The 18108-nt window shown below is 53.8% G+C and carries 13 protein-coding genes; 7 read left to right on the top strand and 6 right to left on the bottom strand.

What is annotated here, in order from left to right:
* Positions 1–254: 254 nt before the first annotated feature.
* From VPK24_RS09205 to rpaB, 3 genes are all read right to left on the bottom strand, one after another.
* Positions 255–875 (bottom strand): hypothetical protein, encoded by a 621-nt coding sequence (locus VPK24_RS09205; protein WP_393012359.1) that lies wholly within the window; start codon positions 873–875, stop codon positions 255–257.
* Positions 876–1038: 163 nt separating this feature from the next.
* The gene (locus tag VPK24_RS09200) at positions 1039–1698 is read right to left on the bottom strand and encodes a cofactor assembly of complex C subunit B (protein ID WP_393012357.1); all 660 of its coding nucleotides are present in this window, start codon (positions 1696–1698) and stop codon (positions 1039–1041) included.
* Between the two features lie 24 nt (positions 1699–1722).
* Positions 1723–2451 carry a response regulator transcription factor RpaB gene (rpaB, locus tag VPK24_RS09195; protein ID WP_099531901.1) on the bottom strand — a complete coding sequence of 243 codons (729 nt, stop codon included), beginning with the start codon at positions 2449–2451 and terminating at the stop codon, positions 1723–1725.
* Between the two features lie 537 nt (positions 2452–2988).
* On the opposite strand from rpaB, the gene radA reads away from it, so the two are divergent.
* A complete protein-coding gene (gene radA, locus VPK24_RS09190; RefSeq protein ID WP_393012545.1) occupies positions 2989–4506 on the top strand; it encodes a DNA repair protein RadA in 1518 nt (505 codons plus the stop codon).
* 35 nt (positions 4507–4541) lie between these two features.
* On the opposite strand, the gene VPK24_RS09185 is transcribed toward radA, so the two are convergent.
* On the bottom strand, positions 4542–5603 hold the full coding sequence (locus VPK24_RS09185) for an adenosine deaminase (protein ID WP_393012354.1): 1062 nt from the start codon (positions 5601–5603) through the stop codon (positions 4542–4544).
* Positions 5604–5639: 36 nt separating this feature from the next.
* Here VPK24_RS09185 and VPK24_RS09180 point away from each other — a divergent pair, with 36 nt between their 5' ends.
* The 6 genes from VPK24_RS09180 to VPK24_RS09155 all read left to right on the top strand — a co-directional run bounded on the left by VPK24_RS09180 (position 5640) and on the right by VPK24_RS09155 (position 12584).
* Positions 5640–5942 carry a hypothetical protein gene (locus VPK24_RS09180; protein WP_190355549.1) on the top strand — a complete coding sequence of 101 codons (303 nt, stop codon included), beginning with the start codon at positions 5640–5642 and terminating at the stop codon, positions 5940–5942.
* A 60-nt stretch (positions 5943–6002) separates the two neighbouring features.
* Positions 6003–7328: an adenylosuccinate synthase gene (locus tag VPK24_RS09175; RefSeq protein ID WP_393012352.1), complete on the top strand. Its 1326-nt coding sequence runs from the start codon at positions 6003–6005 to the stop codon at positions 7326–7328.
* A gap of 251 nt (positions 7329–7579) precedes the next feature.
* Entirely contained in the window at positions 7580–7879 is a 300-nt protein-coding gene (gene rplY, locus VPK24_RS09170; protein WP_099531898.1) for a 50S ribosomal protein L25, read from the top strand.
* Between the two features lie 289 nt (positions 7880–8168).
* Positions 8169–9713, top strand: coding sequence for a bifunctional aminoglycoside phosphotransferase/ATP-binding protein (locus VPK24_RS09165; protein WP_393012349.1), 1545 nt, complete (start codon positions 8169–8171; stop codon positions 9711–9713).
* 193 nt (positions 9714–9906) lie between these two features.
* Positions 9907–10215: a hypothetical protein gene (locus tag VPK24_RS09160; protein WP_393012348.1), complete on the top strand. Its 309-nt coding sequence runs from the start codon at positions 9907–9909 to the stop codon at positions 10213–10215.
* A 149-nt stretch (positions 10216–10364) separates the two neighbouring features.
* Entirely contained in the window at positions 10365–12584 is a 2220-nt protein-coding gene (locus tag VPK24_RS09155; RefSeq protein ID WP_393012346.1) for a CHASE2 domain-containing protein, read from the top strand.
* A gap of 77 nt (positions 12585–12661) precedes the next feature.
* On the opposite strand, the gene VPK24_RS09150 is transcribed toward VPK24_RS09155, so the two are convergent.
* Both VPK24_RS09150 and eno read right to left on the bottom strand, forming a co-directional pair.
* Positions 12662–15970, bottom strand: a complete 3309-nt coding sequence (locus VPK24_RS09150; protein ID WP_393012344.1) for an HsdM family class I SAM-dependent methyltransferase — start codon at positions 15968–15970, stop codon at positions 12662–12664.
* 248 nt (positions 15971–16218) lie between these two features.
* The gene (gene eno, locus VPK24_RS09145; RefSeq protein ID WP_393012543.1) at positions 16219–17508 is read right to left on the bottom strand and encodes a phosphopyruvate hydratase; all 1290 of its coding nucleotides are present in this window, start codon (positions 17506–17508) and stop codon (positions 16219–16221) included.
* Positions 17509–18108 lie beyond the last annotated feature (600 nt).

Here is an 18108-nt window from a genome sequence, read left to right as displayed (position 1 = left end):
TGCAATTTGTTGAAAGTTGCTGATCGATCGCGGCAATTTCTAATTTTCTAATCTCCAGTAGCACAGCAAGCTTCAGTGGCTGAGTTCAAAAATCCTCCAATTCTTGATCAATTTTGGTTGAGAAATGGGACGAGCCAGCCCTCGAAGACTGCTGTGCTACTGCATTGATGAATCTGTTATGAGTTTTTTATGAATCTGTGTCAGTACCCCAAAGCACTTCTCAAACATCCAAATATCCTCTTAGGGGTTTCCATTTAAGGGGCTTTGCCAGTCACACAGAACGTCAAAATTCCGAGAATTCGATCGAGCTGATTGAGGTAATACTCATCTAAATCAATTTCTAAAATTAGTCTGCTGTCGCGATCATGTAGCCCTAAAAACTTCCAAGTGGTTCCAGTGGTCACCACTCCATAAACCGAGGAAATGGGATCATTGGCCTGCTGATTGAATCGCCAAGCTGCGACCATTTCAGCCACACATTGCCCCAAACCACTATTGATGTTTTCGCGCTTGGCTTCTACCAATACCGTCACAGGTGATTTCAGGAGCAATAGTTCGGGCGATCGTGCCACTAAAAAATCGCAACGGTCGTTCAATCCACAGCTCGGATCAATATCAAAATCAATCCCAGAAAACAGGCTAATTTGCCCTGCCAGTTGTCGCCGCAGCTCCACCAAGATAGGCGCAATAATCCATTCCGATCGGGCCTTTTTCGTATTACTGGCTAGGGCCAAAGGAACATTTTCTTGCAGCAGTTCCCGCAGGCGATCGCTCGGATGAATCGGCGGCACGGGCGCAAAATGATGAGGTCGATCGTATAGATCCAGGGAAAATTGGTCGATCGCCTGAGCCAAACTAAAGTCGCTGTATGCCATAACCCGCTCTCGATCGATGGATGAGGTATTACCGGCCGTAAGAGACTAGCTCCATCGCTCGTGCTGCCCCATGTGGGCTAGTTCTTTAATAGGGTATGGTCACGATCGTACAGCGCTTCCCCATGGTTGCGAGCCACCGTTGATCGCGAGTCATTGCTACGCCTCACAAAGTTGCGGCTTCGATCGAGTTGGCGAGCTTATCAGCAATGCCCGCAATCCAGCGCTCGTCTTGGTTGGTGTAACTGCGGGGGGCGTTGGCTCCCAAAATCAACACGCCCCGATTGCCCAGAGGCTGCACAATCACGCCCTGGGTATTTTCGGGTAAATAGTCAAACTCAATGCGGCCGGGATAAACCTTCAAATCCACGAGATAGATCGGCTGCTGTTTGTCGATCGCCCGCTGGACGATCGGCCCCGGTTTGACGATCGCTTGCGGGCCCAAAACGCCGCGCCGAAGCAACGTTTGCCCAGCCGTGCGATCGCCCTGGTAAACCACCACCGATCGGGTCACCGTGTTGGTCAGCAACAGGTGGGAAGCCCAAGCCAGTTCCACCTGCAACGGGCGATCGAGATTGGGCGCTAGCTCAAACCCTTCCGGCCCCGTTAGCTCCACCGCGTCCGGCAACTTGGGTTGCACCCGCTGCCAGAGCAACCCCGTCAAAATTAAGAAAGCACAGGCGATCGTCCCGGCCACGTCCGATCGCGCCTGCCACTCACTGATTTGAGGAGTCCAGAGCCGATTTACAAACAACCCCACCCCGATCGCCATGCCCACCGCGATCGGCAAATTTTGCAGCCAACGATTGGTTTGCGATCGCGCCATAGCTGCCTGGGGGCCGCCGGGCCCCTAAACCTCGTTTGCGTCCAGAATGCGTTGGAACAGGTAACCCGTGCCCCGCGCCGTCAGGATTAGTTCTGGATTGCTGGGGTCTTCCTCCAGCTTGGCCCGCAGTCGAGAAATATGCACATCCACCACGCGGGTGTCCACATGGCGCTCGGGTGTATAGCCCCAAACTTCCTGCAAAATTTCTGCCCGCGAGAACGGTTCGCCCGATCGCGACACCAACAGCTCCAACAGGCTAAACTCCATTCCCGTCAGCCGAATTCGCTCATCGCCCTTGTAAACCTGGCGCTTGTTGGTGTCAATGCGGATGTTGGCCACCTGAATCACGCCAGAGCTGGGAATTCCGGAGGCATGGTTTTTGTCCACCCGCCGCAGCACCGAGCGAATCCGAGCTTCCAACTCCTTGGGCGAAAAGGGCTTCACCACATAATCATCGGCCCCCAATTCCAGACCCGTGATCCGATCGGCCACATCGCCCAGCGCCGTGAGCATAATGATCGGAATATCCGATTCCTTGCGGAGTTCCTGGCACACGCCATAGCCATCCAGCTTCGGCATCATCACATCCAACACCACCAAATCCGGCCCCGCCTTCCGAAACACGTCCAAGGCTTCTTCGCCATCGGCAGCCGTGACCACCTCATAGCCAATCATGGACAAGCGGGTTTCTAGAATGCGGCGAATGCTGGCTTCGTCGTCAACAACCAGGATTTTTTCTTTGTGACTATCCAAGGAGAGGCCTCCTCCAATGGCTTTAACTTCTGCGTGAACTTTTGCGTGTTTTTGAATCGCTATCTTTCGGCTTTTATCGCTTTATTGTACCGAGGACATTTAAAGAGGCAATTCTAACCGCCGTTTCTCTTCCGTTTTGGAGATTATCAGTCGATCGCGGCGCAGGTTGAGGGTTGATTTCGTCAAAATGGATTGACAAATTACCCACTCTGATGTGCGATGGGAGCGCATTTGACTCCAGTTCTTTGGAGTCGGGAATTGTAACTGATTGGGAACGCACCCTTTATTAAAAACAAGCGGGGTGTTTGTCGCAATGTTGCAACGAAATTGAAACAATTGCAGAGATTTCTTAATTTGTTGCGCTTTTGTGGATTCTCCTTCCGGGGGTTGCCATTCTAGGGGTTGCCATCCTAAGGCAGAGGCTAATCAACGGCATTCGAGGGCTGGAAGCACTGAATTGAACCAGCACCAATTGGGGTGGAAAACGGCGGCCAAGGGCTGGATCAACAAGGGCCGGATCAAAGGGGAGACGATCGAATGGTGAAGGTAAAAACCCGCTACGTTTGCAGTGCCTGCGGAGGCGTGGAGGCCCAAATGTTCGGGCGCTGTCCCAGTTGTGGCCAGTGGGGCACTTTGGTGGAAGAGGTGTTGGCTCCGGAACCCAGCACCACGGGTCGGGCCGCCGTGGCCGCCACGACCCGATCGCGCAAGGGATCTCGCCCCCAAGAGCCGGCCAGCCCGATCGCAGCTCGCACCTTGGCCGAAATTCGCGATCGCCCCCGATCTCGCTGGGCTTCTGGGTTTCGAGAACTCGATCGAGTCCTGGGCGGGGGAATTGTGCCCGGCTCCTTGGTGTTAATTGGCGGCGATCCGGGCATCGGCAAATCAACCCTGCTGTTGCAAACGGCTAACCAACTGGCTCGATCGCGCCGGGTACTCTACGTTTGTGCCGAAGAATCGGGACAGCAGGTGAAACTGCGGGCCCAGCGATTGGGGGTACAGGCTCCGGCGGCGGAACCGATCTCGGGCCAACTCCCGGAGGAATCACCGGACGATCGCGCCGATCTGTACCTGCTGCCGGAAACGGATTTAGAGCCAATTTTGGCGGAAATTGAAAGCTTGCGACCGGCCATCGCCATCATTGACAGTGTGCAAGCGATTTATCTGCCCGCGCTGGCTTCTGCGCCGGGATCCGTGGCCCAGGTTCGGGAATGTACTTCGGCCCTGATGCGGCTGGCCAAGCGGCAGGATGTGGCCATGTTGCTGGTGGGCCATGTGACCAAGGAGGGGGCGATCGCCGGGCCCAAGGTGCTGGAGCATTTGGTAGATACGGTGCTCTATTTTGAGGGCGATCGATTTGCCAGTTTTCGCCTGTTGCGATCGGTTAAAAATCGTTTCGGCGCTACTCAGGAATTGGGGGTGTTTGAAATGGTCGATCGGGGGCTGTTGGAAGTTGCAAACCCCTCCGCCCTCTTTTTGGGTAACCGAGATGAGCGAGTGCCGGGCACAGCGACCATTGTGGCCTGCGAAGGAACCCGTCCGATCGTGGCGGAACTGCAAGCCCTCGTCAGCCCCACGAGCTATTCCTCGCCGCGCCGCGTCACCACGGGTATGGAATATAACCGGCTGCTGCAAATTTTGGCGGTGCTCGAAAAACGGGTGGGCGTGCCCCTCTCTCGGCTCGATGCCTACGTGTCCACTTCCGGCGGCCTGAGCGTGGAGGAACCGGCGGCGGATTTGGGTGTGGCCGTGGCCCTGGTGGCCAGTTTCCGCGATCGCATCGTTGATCCGGGCACGGTGCTGATCGGCGAGGTGGGTTTGGGTGGCCAAGTGCGTCCCGTTTCCCAACTGGAATTACGGCTCAAGGAAGCCGCGAAATTGGGATTTAAACGGGCGATCGTGCCCAAGGGTTCCGATGTGCGAATTCGGGGAATGGAACTGATTCCCGTGGGGCGGTTGGTGGATGCGATCGGGGCGGCCATGGCGCGATCGACCGCGGCCGATGCCGCCCCTGATCCGGAAACCAGCGATCTCAGTGAGCAGCCAGTGGGTTAACCCAAGCTGTTAACCCAAGCTGTTAACCCGAGCTGTTAACCCAAAGCGCCTAGGGGTTGGTTGCTGACCCGATCACGCGGAATTTTGCGATCGAACAAACTGCCCAAAACGGCCGCCGGGCGAGCACTATGGGGCCAAGCAAACGCATGGCGAAATGCTGCTTCTTGACAGGCTTCCAGTTGCTCAAAATCAATCACATCCAAGGTCAGCAGGGTTTCGTATTCAAAGGGCAACCGCACATTATGCAGACCCGCATTGTCGGTGCAAATGGCAATCTCAACCCCTGCCTCAAAGCAGCGATCGAACACGGTTTTCAGTTCCCGTAAATCGCTCATGGTTCCCGTTTTGAGATAGGTGGTGGGACATACTTCCAAACATTGTCCCCGGCGGGCCAAATCGGGCAGCAGTTCAGGATATTGCAAGGGAATTTGAATCCCATGGCCAATTCGCATCAACAGCGGTAAAAGGTCGGGACATTGCCCCATGGGAGTTTCGTAAACATGGCCCGTGGTTTTGAGACCCAGCGATCGCGCCAATTCGTATAGCTCAATCCACTCATGCAATCGATCGCCATACAAATCGTCACCGCCCGCCAGGTCGATCGCACAAACATAGTCCCCCGACTGAGCTGCTAACTTTACGATCGCCCGATTCACCTCATAGGGCAACTTGACATGCATACATAAAATTTGGCTGGTGACGATCGGGCAATCCACCACCTGGCTGGCCTGGCCCACCGTTTGCACAATCTCAGCCATTCGATCGATCCGCTCTCCCATTGGCAAATGCTCAGGGGTGCGCAGATAGGGCGTGTAGCGCAACTCCAAATAGGCCAAATTTTCGAAAATGTAAGCCCCCCGAATCAGGCGATAGATGAAATAGGGCAACATTTCCTGAGTTTGCACACTTTCCACCAATGAGTGCAGCTCCAAATACTCCGCCAGGGTTTTGCGAGGACGGGTGTAGAAATCCTCAAACGCCCCGTAGTCTGGAAATTGGCTCGTTAAGTCCGATCGATGCCGTTCAAAATAGCGCCACAGCACCCGAGGCACGACCGAACCACCCAAATGCCGATGCAGTTCTGCATGTAATGCCATAGAAGCGTCCCCGAGAGTACTGAATCTTGCGAGCAGTTGCGATCGAAGCTGGAAATCGTCCCGATCGGGCCCTGGGCCGGTCGTCAAATTGCCCAAAACCCCGATTCCACCGTGATCATTCCGGGAGAAACAAGGGGCTTAAGCCCCTTGTCTACGACGATTGGGGAACGGAAAACCAACCGTTTCAACCTCACCTCGAAAAATGACGATCGGGCCCAAGAACCGACGATCATTTCGATATTTTTATTGTTGCTTAAGAAAATTAAATCGGGCGCGATCGCCCGAGCCTATATCCCCCCGAGCGATTTCACCCAGTCACCGCCTCGATCGCCCGGTTGACACCTTTACACCTCGATCCTGATAATCGTCGTTTGTGTAAACTCAAACACCGCTAAACCGTTGGCTAACGTCGTTGTAATTGGGGCCCAGTGGGGCGACGAGGGCAAAGGCAAAATTACAGATCTCCTCAGTCGGTCGGCCGACGTGGTAGTTCGCTACCAAGGGGGGGTCAATGCCGGACACACGGTCGTTGTTCAAGACCAAGTGTTCAAGCTGCACCTCATTCCGTCTGGCATTTTGTATCCCGAAACCGAGTGCATCATTGGCTCGGGCACGGTCATTGATCCGCAAGTGCTGATTGAAGAACTCGATCAGCTCGTAACGCTGGGGGTTTCGACGGCCAATCTCTTGATTGCCGAAACCGCCCATGTGACCATGCCCTATCACCGGCTGATCGATCGCGCATCCGAAGAAAAACGCGGTAACTACAAGATTGGGACGACAGGGCGCGGCATTGGCCCGACCTACGCCGACAAATCCGAGCGTACCGGCATCCGGGTCATGGATTTGATCGATCGCGAGGCGCTGCCGGATTTGCTGCGTTGGACGATCGCCCAAAAGAACGTCATTCTCGAAAAGCTCTACGACCTGCCGCCGCTGGACGCGGAAGCGGTGATTGAAGAGTATTTGGCCTATGGCGATCGACTGCGGCCCCATGTGATCGACGCATCGCTCAAAATTGCCGACGCGGTGAAGCAAAAACGGAACGTTCTGTTTGAAGGGGCCCAGGGAACCCTGTTGGACTTGGATCACGGGACCTATCCCTATGTCACCTCTTCCAATCCGGTGGCTGGGGGAGCCTGCATTGGGGCAGGCGTTGGCCCCACAATCATCGATCGGGTGATTGGCGTGGCCAAGGCTTACACCACCCGCGTTGGCGAAGGCCCCTTCCCCACGGAAGCCCTGGACGAAACCGGAGAACATTTGGGCGAGCGGGGGGCCGAGTTTGGCACCACCACGGGCCGCAAGCGTCGTTGCGGTTGGTTTGATGCGGTAATTGGCCGCTATGCCGCCCGGATCAATGGCCTGGATTGCTTGGCCATCACCAAGTTGGACGTGTTGGATGAGCTGGCGGAAATCAAAGTTTGCGTGGCCTACGAAATTGACGGCCAACGCTGCGACAATTTCCCCGCCGGGTCGCACCAATTTGCCAAGTGCCAACCGATTTACGAAACCCTGCCCGGTTGGCAAACTTCCACCAGCGGTTGCCGCAACCTGGAAGATTTGCCCAAGCAGGCGCTGGACTACCTGAAGTTTTTGGCGGAGTTGATGGACGTGCCGATCGCGATTGTTTCCTTGGGAGCCAGCCGCGACCAAACGATCATCATCGAAGACCCCATTCACGGCCCCAAACGCGCCTTGCTGTACGAAAACGGCCAGGGCTAGCCCTAAGAACCAGTGGCCACAATCATCCCCATCAGGGTTAGTCGAAATCCGTTAACCCTGGGGGGCATCTGGCTACGGGCCCTTGTCTGAAAATGTCCTGGTGATTCAGGCTCCCTTTCAACGGCTCAAGCCTGGGGAATGGGGTTGAATTTCTGTTAATATTCTTTGGCTTTCTACGCCGACGATAGCTCGATCGCCCGCCGATTCTTGCTTGACTGAGTGCGATCGATCCCACAATAGGAGAACCATCCATGAGCCTTACTTTTGAAGCCCAAGTCCGTCCCGAAGGCAGCAAGCCCGGTGCTCTGCGTCGTGAAGGTTTGATTCCGGCGAACCTCTACGGTCACGACGGCGCAAACTCGGTGTTGCTGACGATCAACGCCCGGGATTTGGGTTATATGCTGCGATCGGTTAAGGTGGGCGAAACTCCGGTTGAACTCACGATCGCTGATTTGAACTGGAAGGGTTCCGTGGTGCTGCAAGAAGTGCAAAAGCATCCCTGGAAGTCAACCATGGTCTATCACGTCAGCTTCCTGGCCGCGAAGGGCTAAATCGCCTAGCAATCTAACTGGATGCTTGATGGAGCGAGAGTAGGGCAATTGAGTTTCGATTGCCCTACTTTGTGTTTTGAACATATTTGGAGCGCATTTGGAACGTATTTGGAACCCATCTTGAATTAGGAGTCCTGGGCGTTCAATTCGGCTGATTGAGGATTTGTTGAAAGCTTGTTAAGAGCTTGTTGAGCGCTTGTATTGAAAATTTGTTGCATTGCATTCGCTGCACTGAACCTGTTGAATGCAAGCAGCGAGATTGAGCCAGTCCCCCTCAGGAGTTTTGTGCATGGATTCGACGCTGCCGCCCTTGGTGCAACAGATGCTTCAGCCGGAGTTCTATCCCCATCCGGTGCAGGAGCCGATCGCCCTGATTCAAACCCACGTTTCCTTTGTGTTCATCACGGGAGACTGGGTTTATAAACTCAAAAAGCCGGTGAACTTTGGCTTTTTGGACTATTCCACCCTGGAGCGGCGTAAGGAATTTTGCGCTCAAGAAATTGCGCTCAACCAACGCAGTGCAGCGGAACTCTATGTGGGCGTAGTTCCCATTATTCAAACGGGCGATCGCTACCAATTAGCGGAAGTGGGCGAAGCTGAAGCCAGCAATGGGGCGGTGGAATATGCCGTCAAAATGCATCAATTTCCTCAGGAAAATTTGATGAGTGCCCGGTTCGATCGCGGCGAAATCACCGAAGCAGAGATCATTGAGCTGGCCCGGGTGGTGGCGGAATTTCACCGCACCGCTCCCACCAGCGATTACATCAACTCCTTTGGGGAAATCCCGCAAATTAAAGTTTCCTTTGATGAGAACTTTCAACAAACCACGGGTTACATTGGCGGTCCCCAAACCCAAGCGCAATTTGACCTGACCCAAAGCTGGACGGAAGCTTTTTTTGCGGAAAATGGGGAGCTATTCCAAAGTCGTGTGACCGGTGGGTTCATTCGCAATGGCCATGGCGATTTGCACTTGGGCAATATCTGTTGGCTGAACGATCGCCCGCTGTTGTTTGACTGCATTGAGTTCAACGAACCTTTCCGGTTTGTGGACACAATTTACGACGTGGCTTTTTTGGCCATGGACTTGGAAGCTCGGGGCCGTATTGATTTGGCCAATGCCTTTGTCAATGAATATGCGGAGCGATCGGGCGATTGGGCTGGTTTGGCCCTGCTGCCGCTGTATCTGAGCCGCCAATCCTACGTGCGGGCCAAGGTCACTTCCTTTTTGCTGAATGACCCGGCGATTCCTGAGGCCGATCGAGCCGCCGCCCACGATCGGGCCGCCGCCTACTATCGCCAAGCGGCCAGCTATGCCCAACCCCGATCGGGTCAGGTAATTTTGATGTGTGGTCTGTCGGGATCGGGCAAATCAACCGTGGCTCGGCAATTGGCGCGCCAAACCAACGGGATTCAGATTCGATCGGATGCGGTGCGCAAACACTTGGGCGCTGTGCCCCTAGACCAAAAGGGGCCGCAATCCCTTTACAGCGCCGAAATGACCGCCAAAACCTACGATCACCTGCTGCAATTGGGGCTGGATTTGGCCAGTCGGGGCGAAACGGTGATTCTCGATGCCAAGTACGATCGCCAAGCCTTGCGCCAGACGGTGATTGCCGCCACCCAAGAACGGGAACTGGATTTGGAAATTGTCCATTGCCAAGCCCCGATCGAGGTGCTGCGCGATCGGCTCAATCAGCGAACCGGCGACATTGCCGATGCCACGGCTGATCTGTTGGCGGCTCAAGTGGCGGCCTTCGAGGCCTTCAGCAATGAGGAACGCCTTTGGGTGCGCGAGGTAGACACAGCCCGGGGGGGCGATTTAAAGTTGCAGTAGCTGATTTTCCCGGTAGCGGCTGCTGGCCCTGCGCAAGTTGCCTGCGGTCATTAGTGCTGAGTAAATTGGTGCTGAGTCAATCGGTGCTGAGTCAATCGGCGCTGAGTGATTTGGCTCCCAATTCACACTCAGTACTTGGCAAACTTGGTAAATTTGGGCAACAGCCGCCCCGATCGCGACAATCCCCAGACCCGTGAGCTATCTGTATCAAGGCTTAGTTTGGTTCTTGCTGTTTTGGCTTGCCCTGGTGGGGGTGGGCTACGGCACGCTGTCAGCTTTAGTGCTGGCGATTTTTGGTGGCGCTGCTGGATCAATTATTTCCGTGTGGTGGCAGCAGCCGGCCGCCGATCCGGTGGTGACGCGGCGAACGTTCGATCGGGTAGAACGTGCGCCGCGTCCCTATCCTTACGAAACCCTGGAATCTTCGCGCCTCAAGCGCCAGGGTCGTCGCCGTCGCCAAATGGGCTGGCTAGATCAGTGGTTGCGGGTGCGGCCTCGCTAGGGTTAGATCACGGCTTATCGGTATTGCCCAGCGGCAGGAAATTTTTTCAGGGTAAGTGCCTTGTCTTAACCCAAGTGCTCTGACTGAGAGCTGACCGTTGTTACGGAGTTCAACAGTCGGCAGCACCCACCGAAGAGGAAACAAGCACCGTGTGGCAATGGGGTCAATGGCGCGATCAACGCCTGCCTTGGCAAACGCGCCAGGTCGCTGATGTTTTGTTGGTGGCGGCGGTGGCCGGTGGCTTGCTGTTGGCTCGCTCTTGGGGCTGGCTCCAGCAGGCGGAGTTGGTGGCCTATGACTGGCTGATTCGGGCCCGATCGACCCCGCCCCTGCGCGATCGGGTGGTGATTGTGGGGGTGGATGAACCGGATATTCAATTTTTGAAGGTTTGGCCCGCCCGCGATCGAGACTTGGCCAAACTGTTGGAAACACTCGTGGCAGCTCGTCCCGTGGCGATCGGGCTGGATATTTATCGAGATTTGCCCCTGCCGCCGGGCAAGGAACACCTAGAGGAAATTTTTCAGAACAGTCCTGTCCCGATCGTCGGCATTCGGCTGATGCCCGACTCGGAAAAAAAAGGAATCCTGCCCGCAGCGTCCCTGGCTCGCTATCAGCAAATTGGGTTTAACAACATCATCATCGATCCCGATCGGCTGGTGCGCCGCCACATCCTCTATTGGTGGCATACGGATCCAAAAACTCGCCAACGCCAAATGCATCAAAGCTTTGCCTTTGTGTTGGCCCAACTGTATTTGCAACAGCGCCAAGTGACCCTGACCAAAACGGAAGATCCCAAACAACTGCAACTGGGGCGGCTGCGGTTGTCCCCGATCGACCCCAACAGTGGCGGCTATCAGGGCATTGATGCCGGTGGTTACCAAATCCTGGCCGATTGGCGGGGCCCCTCCAGAACCGTGCCGGTGGTTTGGTGGCGGGATGTGGTGCAGGGGAAGGTGTCGCCCGCGCAACTCAGTGGGCGAATTGTGGTCATTGGGGCCATGACCGAAAGCCTGAAGGACTATGCCTACACGCCCTACAGCAACCAAGGACGGGATTCGGCCCAACCCATCTTTGGGGTGGAATTGCAGGCCCAGGCGATCGAGCAACTTTTGGAATCCGCGATCGAGGGGCGGCCGCCCATTCGCACTTGGCCCGACTGGGTGGAACAGGTTTGGATTTTGCTGTGGACCGCGGCCGGGGCGATCGCCGTGAAGCGATCGCGCTCCATGGGCCCAGCGGCTTTTCACCTGGCCTTGGCCCTGTTAGGCATCGGCAGTTTCACCAGCCTGAGCCTGGGGTGGGGGTGGTGGATTCCGATCGTGCCGGTGGCCATGGGCACGCTGGCCAGCGCCGGGGGGCTGTGGCTGCTGGCCTTTCAGCGGCAACAGGAACAGACCCGATCGACCCTTTTTTTTCAGCAAGTTTTGGCCGCCATTCCCGAGCCACTGTTTGTGAAAGACCAAAATCGGCGCTGGATTGCCGTGAATCCCGCCTTTTGCAACTTCACGGGGCTAACCACCGCCGATCTGTTGGGTAAAAGGGCAGAGGATGTGTTTTCTCCTGAGTTGGCCGCTGCCCTCACGGCGGAAGATCAACGGGCGATCGACCAGTTGGGGCCCGCCGAAACCCAATTCGCCTGGCCCGATCCCTTTGGTCGAGAACGAATGGTGAGCACCAAGCGCACCCTCCACCGCGATCGAGCCGGGAATCAGTTCCTGGTGGGGGTGATGCGCGATATTACCGAGCAGTGCCGAGCCGAAGCGGAATTACGCCGCACCGCCGCCGAACTGCGGGACTATACCCAGCAACTGGAGCTAGCCCACGATGTGTTGCAATACCAAGCCCGCCACGATGGCCTCACGGGATTGGTGAACCGTAAATATTTCTATGAGCGACTGGATGTGGCGCTGCAACAAGCCCGCCAGGATCGGTTCATGGGCGCGGTTTTATATCTGGATTTGGATGGGTTCAAGGCCGTGAACGACACCTTGGGCCATCGGGCCGGCGATCTGTTGCTGATTGAATGTGCCCAACGCCTGACCCAAAACCTGCGAGGCAGCGACACGATCGCCCGATTTGGCGGTGATGAATTTGTGGCGCTGTTGCCGGCCATTCCCCAAGGGGACGTGGCGGCCAGGGTGGCCGAAAAACTCCTGGCCGCCGTCAGCAAGCCCTATCGCGTTGAGGGTTGCGACTGCCAAATTACGGTCAGCATTGGCGTGGCCCTGTTTCCCGACGATGCGGAAGCGGCCGATCAGCTCATTGAATATGCCGATTCCGCTATGTTTGCGGCCAAGGGGATGGGAAAAAATGCGTTTTGTCTCTATGGCGAGCCACCGGCCCAGCCCGATCGGGTTTTGAGAGGGTAGTCAAGTCAATCAGGCTAACGTTGAGAAGTTACGCTGCCGCAATTAGGAACATTGACTTTTAGGACTTATTGGACAGATTATGCAAAGCGATCACTCGTATAGGCTTTGATTTTTCTAGGCTTCACGATTTGCCAAGGATAACGAGGCTGAAGCTTATTGAGTGGAAAACTTGCAAGACGGTTTTCTATGTGATTCTTTTCATTATTCGCTAGTCCAAACATTGCATAAACAGTGTCATCAATCTGACTAAGGACGGTCAAAAAATCGGATTCAACTTGTTGAAAGCCAGCAGAGCGTTGCCGATAGTCTTGCATCAAAGCCGCATAATCTTGAGGAACCAGCAGCTTCTGAATAATCGCTCTAGAAATCGTTGCTTCTTCGTCGGAATTAAGTATCAGGAGCTTGTAGACCAGCTCAGCGATGTCAGTATCTATGAGTTCTAGCCAAAATGATCCGGCTCGAATACAGTTCTCATCTAAGGTGAGTTCTTCTATATAAACATCTTCGGTACTCCAGTTAGTAAAGTTGAGTCCTAAATTACGATCGCTCAATTTATAGCGACTTATTTCAATTCGAGTCTCAATTTCAGATAAAAGCCACTCATCGGGGTTATTTTTAGCGATTGTCGCTAGCCGAGCAAGTTCGTTGTACCCCTTGACTAACTGTTGTTCAGTTGCTGAATCCAGATCTCTAACCCAAGGCAAAGCTTCTAAGATTCGAGGATAATTTGTTGCATAAAACCCTTGAATAACTCCACTTCTTAATCGAATTGCCCAGTAGAATCTGGCTAATTTGCTATTGAGATAGGCAACTACAGCTTCGGCTCGACTGCCTTCGCTTTTAGGTAATGCAACAATCGTAGTATCTAAGCTCGCAAGACCATTTTCTGTAGTTTCCGATGTAATGATAGTGGCAGTGAGAGATTGAGTGAATTTAGCAACAGCAATGAAAACACGATGGGCTTGATCAACCCATAAACTTGGCTTTCCGACAGCTTCTAAATCAACCCAACCATCAGGTTCACCATGCCATCCCATTGCTAAACTGCGTCCAGCAATAACTTGAATTGGTTTGGTTCCTGTTGGTTCTGGTGTAACTTCTGCACCACTGCGTTGAATACCATACGTCCACCAAAAGGGACGGTTATTCCTGCTCAATTGTTGGGCAACAGCTTCCTTCAGCTCAACAATATTGCCACCGTTTCCAGTGGGATATAGCTTTTTGAAAATCGGGACATCTTCAGGATGCAGTAACGGCAGCAAATAATCTCCCCACAGTCCTTCTCGCAGATTACTTGGATCGATGTCAGTCACTCTGGGGCTAATTTTGGCATCAAAAAAATCTTTGTAATTAACTTTTACGGGTGGTTCATCACTTGTCCATTTAGAAGGAACATAAAGTTCAATTTCATCATCTTCCTGGGCTGGCACCCGCTCAATCACTAAAATCAAGGGGACTCGTGCAACGTCCCAGACAGGCTTATCGGTAAACTCCAACCACACAATTTTGCGTAATGCGGCTTCTCGCCCTGGGTAAAGCAATTTCCAAACCTTTGCTGCTGCTTCCGAGTTGGCATAGCCACCACTCACCACCATGCCTAACCAGCCGCCATGTTCCAGCGATTCCGCCAACGCCCGGTAGAGAAATACCAAGCCAGTATCCGCATTCTGTCCCCAAATTTGATGCCATAGCCCGCGCATCTCATCGTTATATTTCACCCGCTCTGCCCGAATGTAGGGAGGGTTGCCCACAATATATTTCCACTGCTGACTATCCCGCTCTGCGGAGCCAGGAGCCAAGAAACCTGCTCCTAGTAGCGGAACTAGATCGGATTCCCGCAGCAAGCTGTTTAGGTTATAGATATGAATTTTAGGAATATCTTCGGGGTTGGTTGAGGGTTTGAAGCGTACTAGTGCCCACATCAATTGAAAGTGGCTGATAAATGCTGCAAATGGGTTGAGATCAAATCCCCAAACGGTGGCTTGTAATTCTTGTGAAACGGCATCTGAATCAAGCCCTCTTATTTTTGCATCTTCCAGACACCGATGGATGTATCGCACTAAAAATGAACCACTTCCACAGGAGGGATCAAGCAATGTGCCTTCACCGTGCTGAAATACGGTTTGTTCCAACAACCAATCCACGATCGATGGTGGTGTATAAAATTCTCCTAACCGTTTCCGTTTAGCAGGAGGCAAGAAAGTTTGATAAATATCTCCCAGAATTTCTTCTGACAATCCAGAAAAGTCGTAAGCATTGAATCGAAGAATTAGACGCTGTAAAGCTTCATCTAATGCCCCATTCGTTTCATAAATCCAATCAAACAAGTTACGCTCAAACGGTTCTTGATACAACCGTCCGACATCTTCTGCCACCAGTTGCACTAACGCCTTAGCATCCCCTGTTAGCTGATCAACAAATGCTGCCCAGTCTTGGGGACCGCCATTCGATAATCGCCGTTTTTTCGCCAGTCCTAAATCTTCTACCAATCGCAAAAACAACACGCGGGCAACCAGCACCGCAACGGAATCGGCGACGAACGATTCTCGAATCCGTTCCTCAACTTGTCTGCCCTTGGCATTAACATCTCGCCCATACTGATCTTCAAATCGAGGTAGCAGATCCTCAAATAAGTGTCGATGAAAATCAAACTTAAACCGCAGTCGCACCAATGCCCGTCGCTGAGTGTCGCCTGTATCTACTAAATTGCGCTGAATTTCCTGTTCCTGTTGTTTAAATTCTTCATACTGTTGGATGAGTGAGGTGATTGCCCCTTCCGCCGCTGCACCCAGTTCAGTAAAACTCGTTTGTAAATCTTGACGCAAACGGTCTAACGTCTCTGGTGCATCCAGCTTCAAGTAAACATAAGGTAATTGCCCATCAATGAAGGTTGCCCATTGATTACCATGTGTTGCTTGTTCATAGGAAATGAATTTAAGCTTTTCTTTTAATTCTTCAAACGTTATTTCAGACAAGTTGCATGGTTCTTTAAATCCTGAAACAGGAGCCCCTGTAGGCCCTGTAGGTAAGACAATCCAGAGATAATGGGCTGTTAAAAACAAGACATATCGGGTTAGACCCTCAATGTACTTACATTTCTGATTCCAGAGCCTATGTCGTCCAGCTTCTGTATTCAGTTCTGCATCATCTTTTTTTAGGTCTCCTACAACCCAGGCAATTTTCTCAGGAGTCAGTAGCTTGATATCTGGATAGCCACCACCACCGCGATCTTCAGTAATAACCCGATCCTTGGGATAATCCAGTAACCCAGCTAAGAAATCACGGACATTTGGGTTGTATGACCGCTCTGGTCGATTCCAATCCAAAGCAAGCCATTTTTTTAAAGGGTTTTGTTGCTGTTTTGGTGATCTGATATTTTTAGACACGATACATAACCTCTTTACTTTTAAATGTTTCTAGAAAGGTGTCAGCAGGGGACTTGGTTGGCACTAAATTGAAAAGTGCAGATAATTTTTTAAGAAGAAACTGTTTCTTGAGGGTCAAAAATACCTCAAAAATCTTGAAATCTACTCACTGATGTTGATTTACGATCCTTGCCAGTAGCCCAAGCAGGATAACAACGGTTGAGCAGCCTGAACCACTCGGCCAGGCTGCGCCAGTTTTCAGGAGAGGCCTAGCTGGAGAACTTCGGGCCCAAGCCGATCGCCCCGGCATAAACCGCCTGATCGCCCAGTTGATCCTCAATTCGCAGCAGGCGGTTATATTTCGCCACCCGTTCGCTCCGACAGAGAGAACCGGTTTTGATTTGACCGGCGCGCGTGGCCACGGCCAAATCGGCGATCGTCGTGTCTTCCGTTTCGCCGGAACGGTGGCTAATCACCGAGCGCAGGCCGCTGCGGGTGGCCAGGTCGATCGCCTCCAGGGTTTCCGTCAGCGTCCCGATTTGGTTCAGCTTAATCAAAATGGCATTGGCCGCCTTCAGCTCAATTCCCTTTTGCAAGCGCGTCGGATTGGTCACAAACAGATCGTCGCCCACCAGTTGGGTGCGGCTGCCCAGGCTGGCATTCATCGCCGCCCAGTTGTCCCAATCGTCTTCGCTCAGGCCGTCCTCGATCGACACGATCGGGTACTGGCTCGCCAACTTGTCCAAATAGGCGATCGTTTCCGCCGGGCTGTGGGTTGCGCCGTCAAAGGCATAGCTCCCATCTTTATATAACTCCGTGGAAGCCACATCCAGCGCCAGCGCCACTTGCTCGCCCGGTTTGTAGCCAGCCTTCTCGATCGCCGCAATCAGCAAATCGAGCGCCTCTTGGTTGGAACCCAAGTTCGGCGCAAAGCCGCCCTCATCGCCCACACCCGTCAGTAGGTTCTTATCCTTCAACACCTTGCTCAGGGCTGCAAACACTTCCGCCCCCCAACGCAGGGCCTCCGCAAAGCTGCTGGCCCCGTGGGGCACAATCATGAACTCTTGGATGTCCACATTGTTGTCCGCGTGGGCCCCGCCGTTAATCACGTTCATCAGAGGCACAGGCAACACGTTCGACAAGGGGCCGCCCAGGTAGCGATAGAGGGGCAACCCGGCGGTGGCGGCGGCGGCCTTCGCCGTGGCCAACGACACGGCCAAAATGGCATTCGCACCGATTTTGGACTTGTTGGGCGTGCCATCCAGCTCAATCATGGCCAGGTCAATGCTGGCTTGATCAAGCGCATCCATGCCGTAGAGTTCCGGCGAAATTTGCTCTTCAATATTTTCAACGGCTTGCAGCACGCCCTTGCCACCATAGCGGCCGGGGTCGTCATCCCGCAGTTCGTGTGCTTCAAAAGTACCGGTGGATGCGCCGCTGGGAACCTGAGCCAGGCCGGTTACCCCCGATTCGAGGGTGACTTCGGCTTCGACGGTGGGACGACCCCGCGAATCCAAAATTTCTCGCGCGTGAATTTCGACGATCCCCGTGTCGGTCATTTCCATGCGTTTTCTCCAAATCCAAAAGCGAACTCGATGCGGGCCGTTGGGATGGGCATTGTGCCCCGCGATCGGGTGGCCAAGTGCGATCGCCCCATCCAGCGGTCAATTGCCAGAATCAGAATAAGTCTTCATGGGTCGTTTGCGCGGGTTTTGCGCGTGAGATCCCGTGAACCTGCTGTGATGCTTCTAGGTGGCTCGGGTGCTTTGATGGCAGCGAGCTTTGGGGTTTGGACTTGGGCAGATCAAGGCCTGAGCACTTGAATCCCAAACTTAAACCTCAAAAGTCGGAACTCTCAAAACCTCAGCTCCGAGGTCTGAACACTGAAGCTGGCCATTGTTGACCTTGGGTGATCTGTTCTGCTGCATCAACCATTACGGCTTGGGCAGCCAATTGGGGTCTGAAATGAGACTCGGTGGGACTTCCGTCAGTTAATTGAGTTAATTGAGCGGTATCAGACTGATTCTGGCTCTGTCGTAACCGTAAGATCGGCCGATCGCCCCAAAACTTTAGGGATCGATCGGGAGCTAATGCCCCGATCGCCCCGATCGCCCCGATCGCCCCAATTCCTCCAGCCGTGACCCGCAAGCTATTGCGTT

It is taken from the genome of Limnothrix redekei LRLZ20PSL1 (assembly GCF_043235035.1).
In the GTDB taxonomy this organism is placed as follows: Bacteria; Cyanobacteriota; Cyanobacteriia; order CACIAM-69d; family CACIAM-69d; genus CACIAM-69d.
This window is presented reverse-complemented; position numbering and strand designations above follow the sequence as displayed.

What these genes read in the sequence shown, in the direction of transcription:
- VPK24_RS09165 (WP_393012349.1), top strand. Translation starts at nt 8,169, where the DNA reads ATGGATTCGACGCTGCCGCCCTTGGTGCAACAGATGCTTCAGCCGGAG.
- VPK24_RS09200 (WP_393012357.1), bottom strand. Translation starts at nt 1,698, where the DNA reads ATGGCGCGATCGCAAACCAATCGTTGGCTGCAAAATTTGCCGATCGCG.
- eno (WP_393012543.1), bottom strand. Translation starts at nt 17,508, where the DNA reads ATGACCGACACGGGGATCGTCGAAATTCACGCGCGAGAAATTTTGGAT.
- rplY (WP_099531898.1), top strand. Translation starts at nt 7,580, where the DNA reads ATGAGCCTTACTTTTGAAGCCCAAGTCCGTCCCGAAGGCAGCAAGCCC.
- radA (WP_393012545.1), top strand. Translation starts at nt 2,989, where the DNA reads ATGGTGAAGGTAAAAACCCGCTACGTTTGCAGTGCCTGCGGAGGCGTG.
- VPK24_RS09205 (WP_393012359.1), bottom strand. Translation starts at nt 875, where the DNA reads ATGGCATACAGCGACTTTAGTTTGGCTCAGGCGATCGACCAATTTTCC.
- VPK24_RS09185 (WP_393012354.1), bottom strand. Translation starts at nt 5,603, where the DNA reads ATGGCATTACATGCAGAACTGCATCGGCATTTGGGTGGTTCGGTCGTG.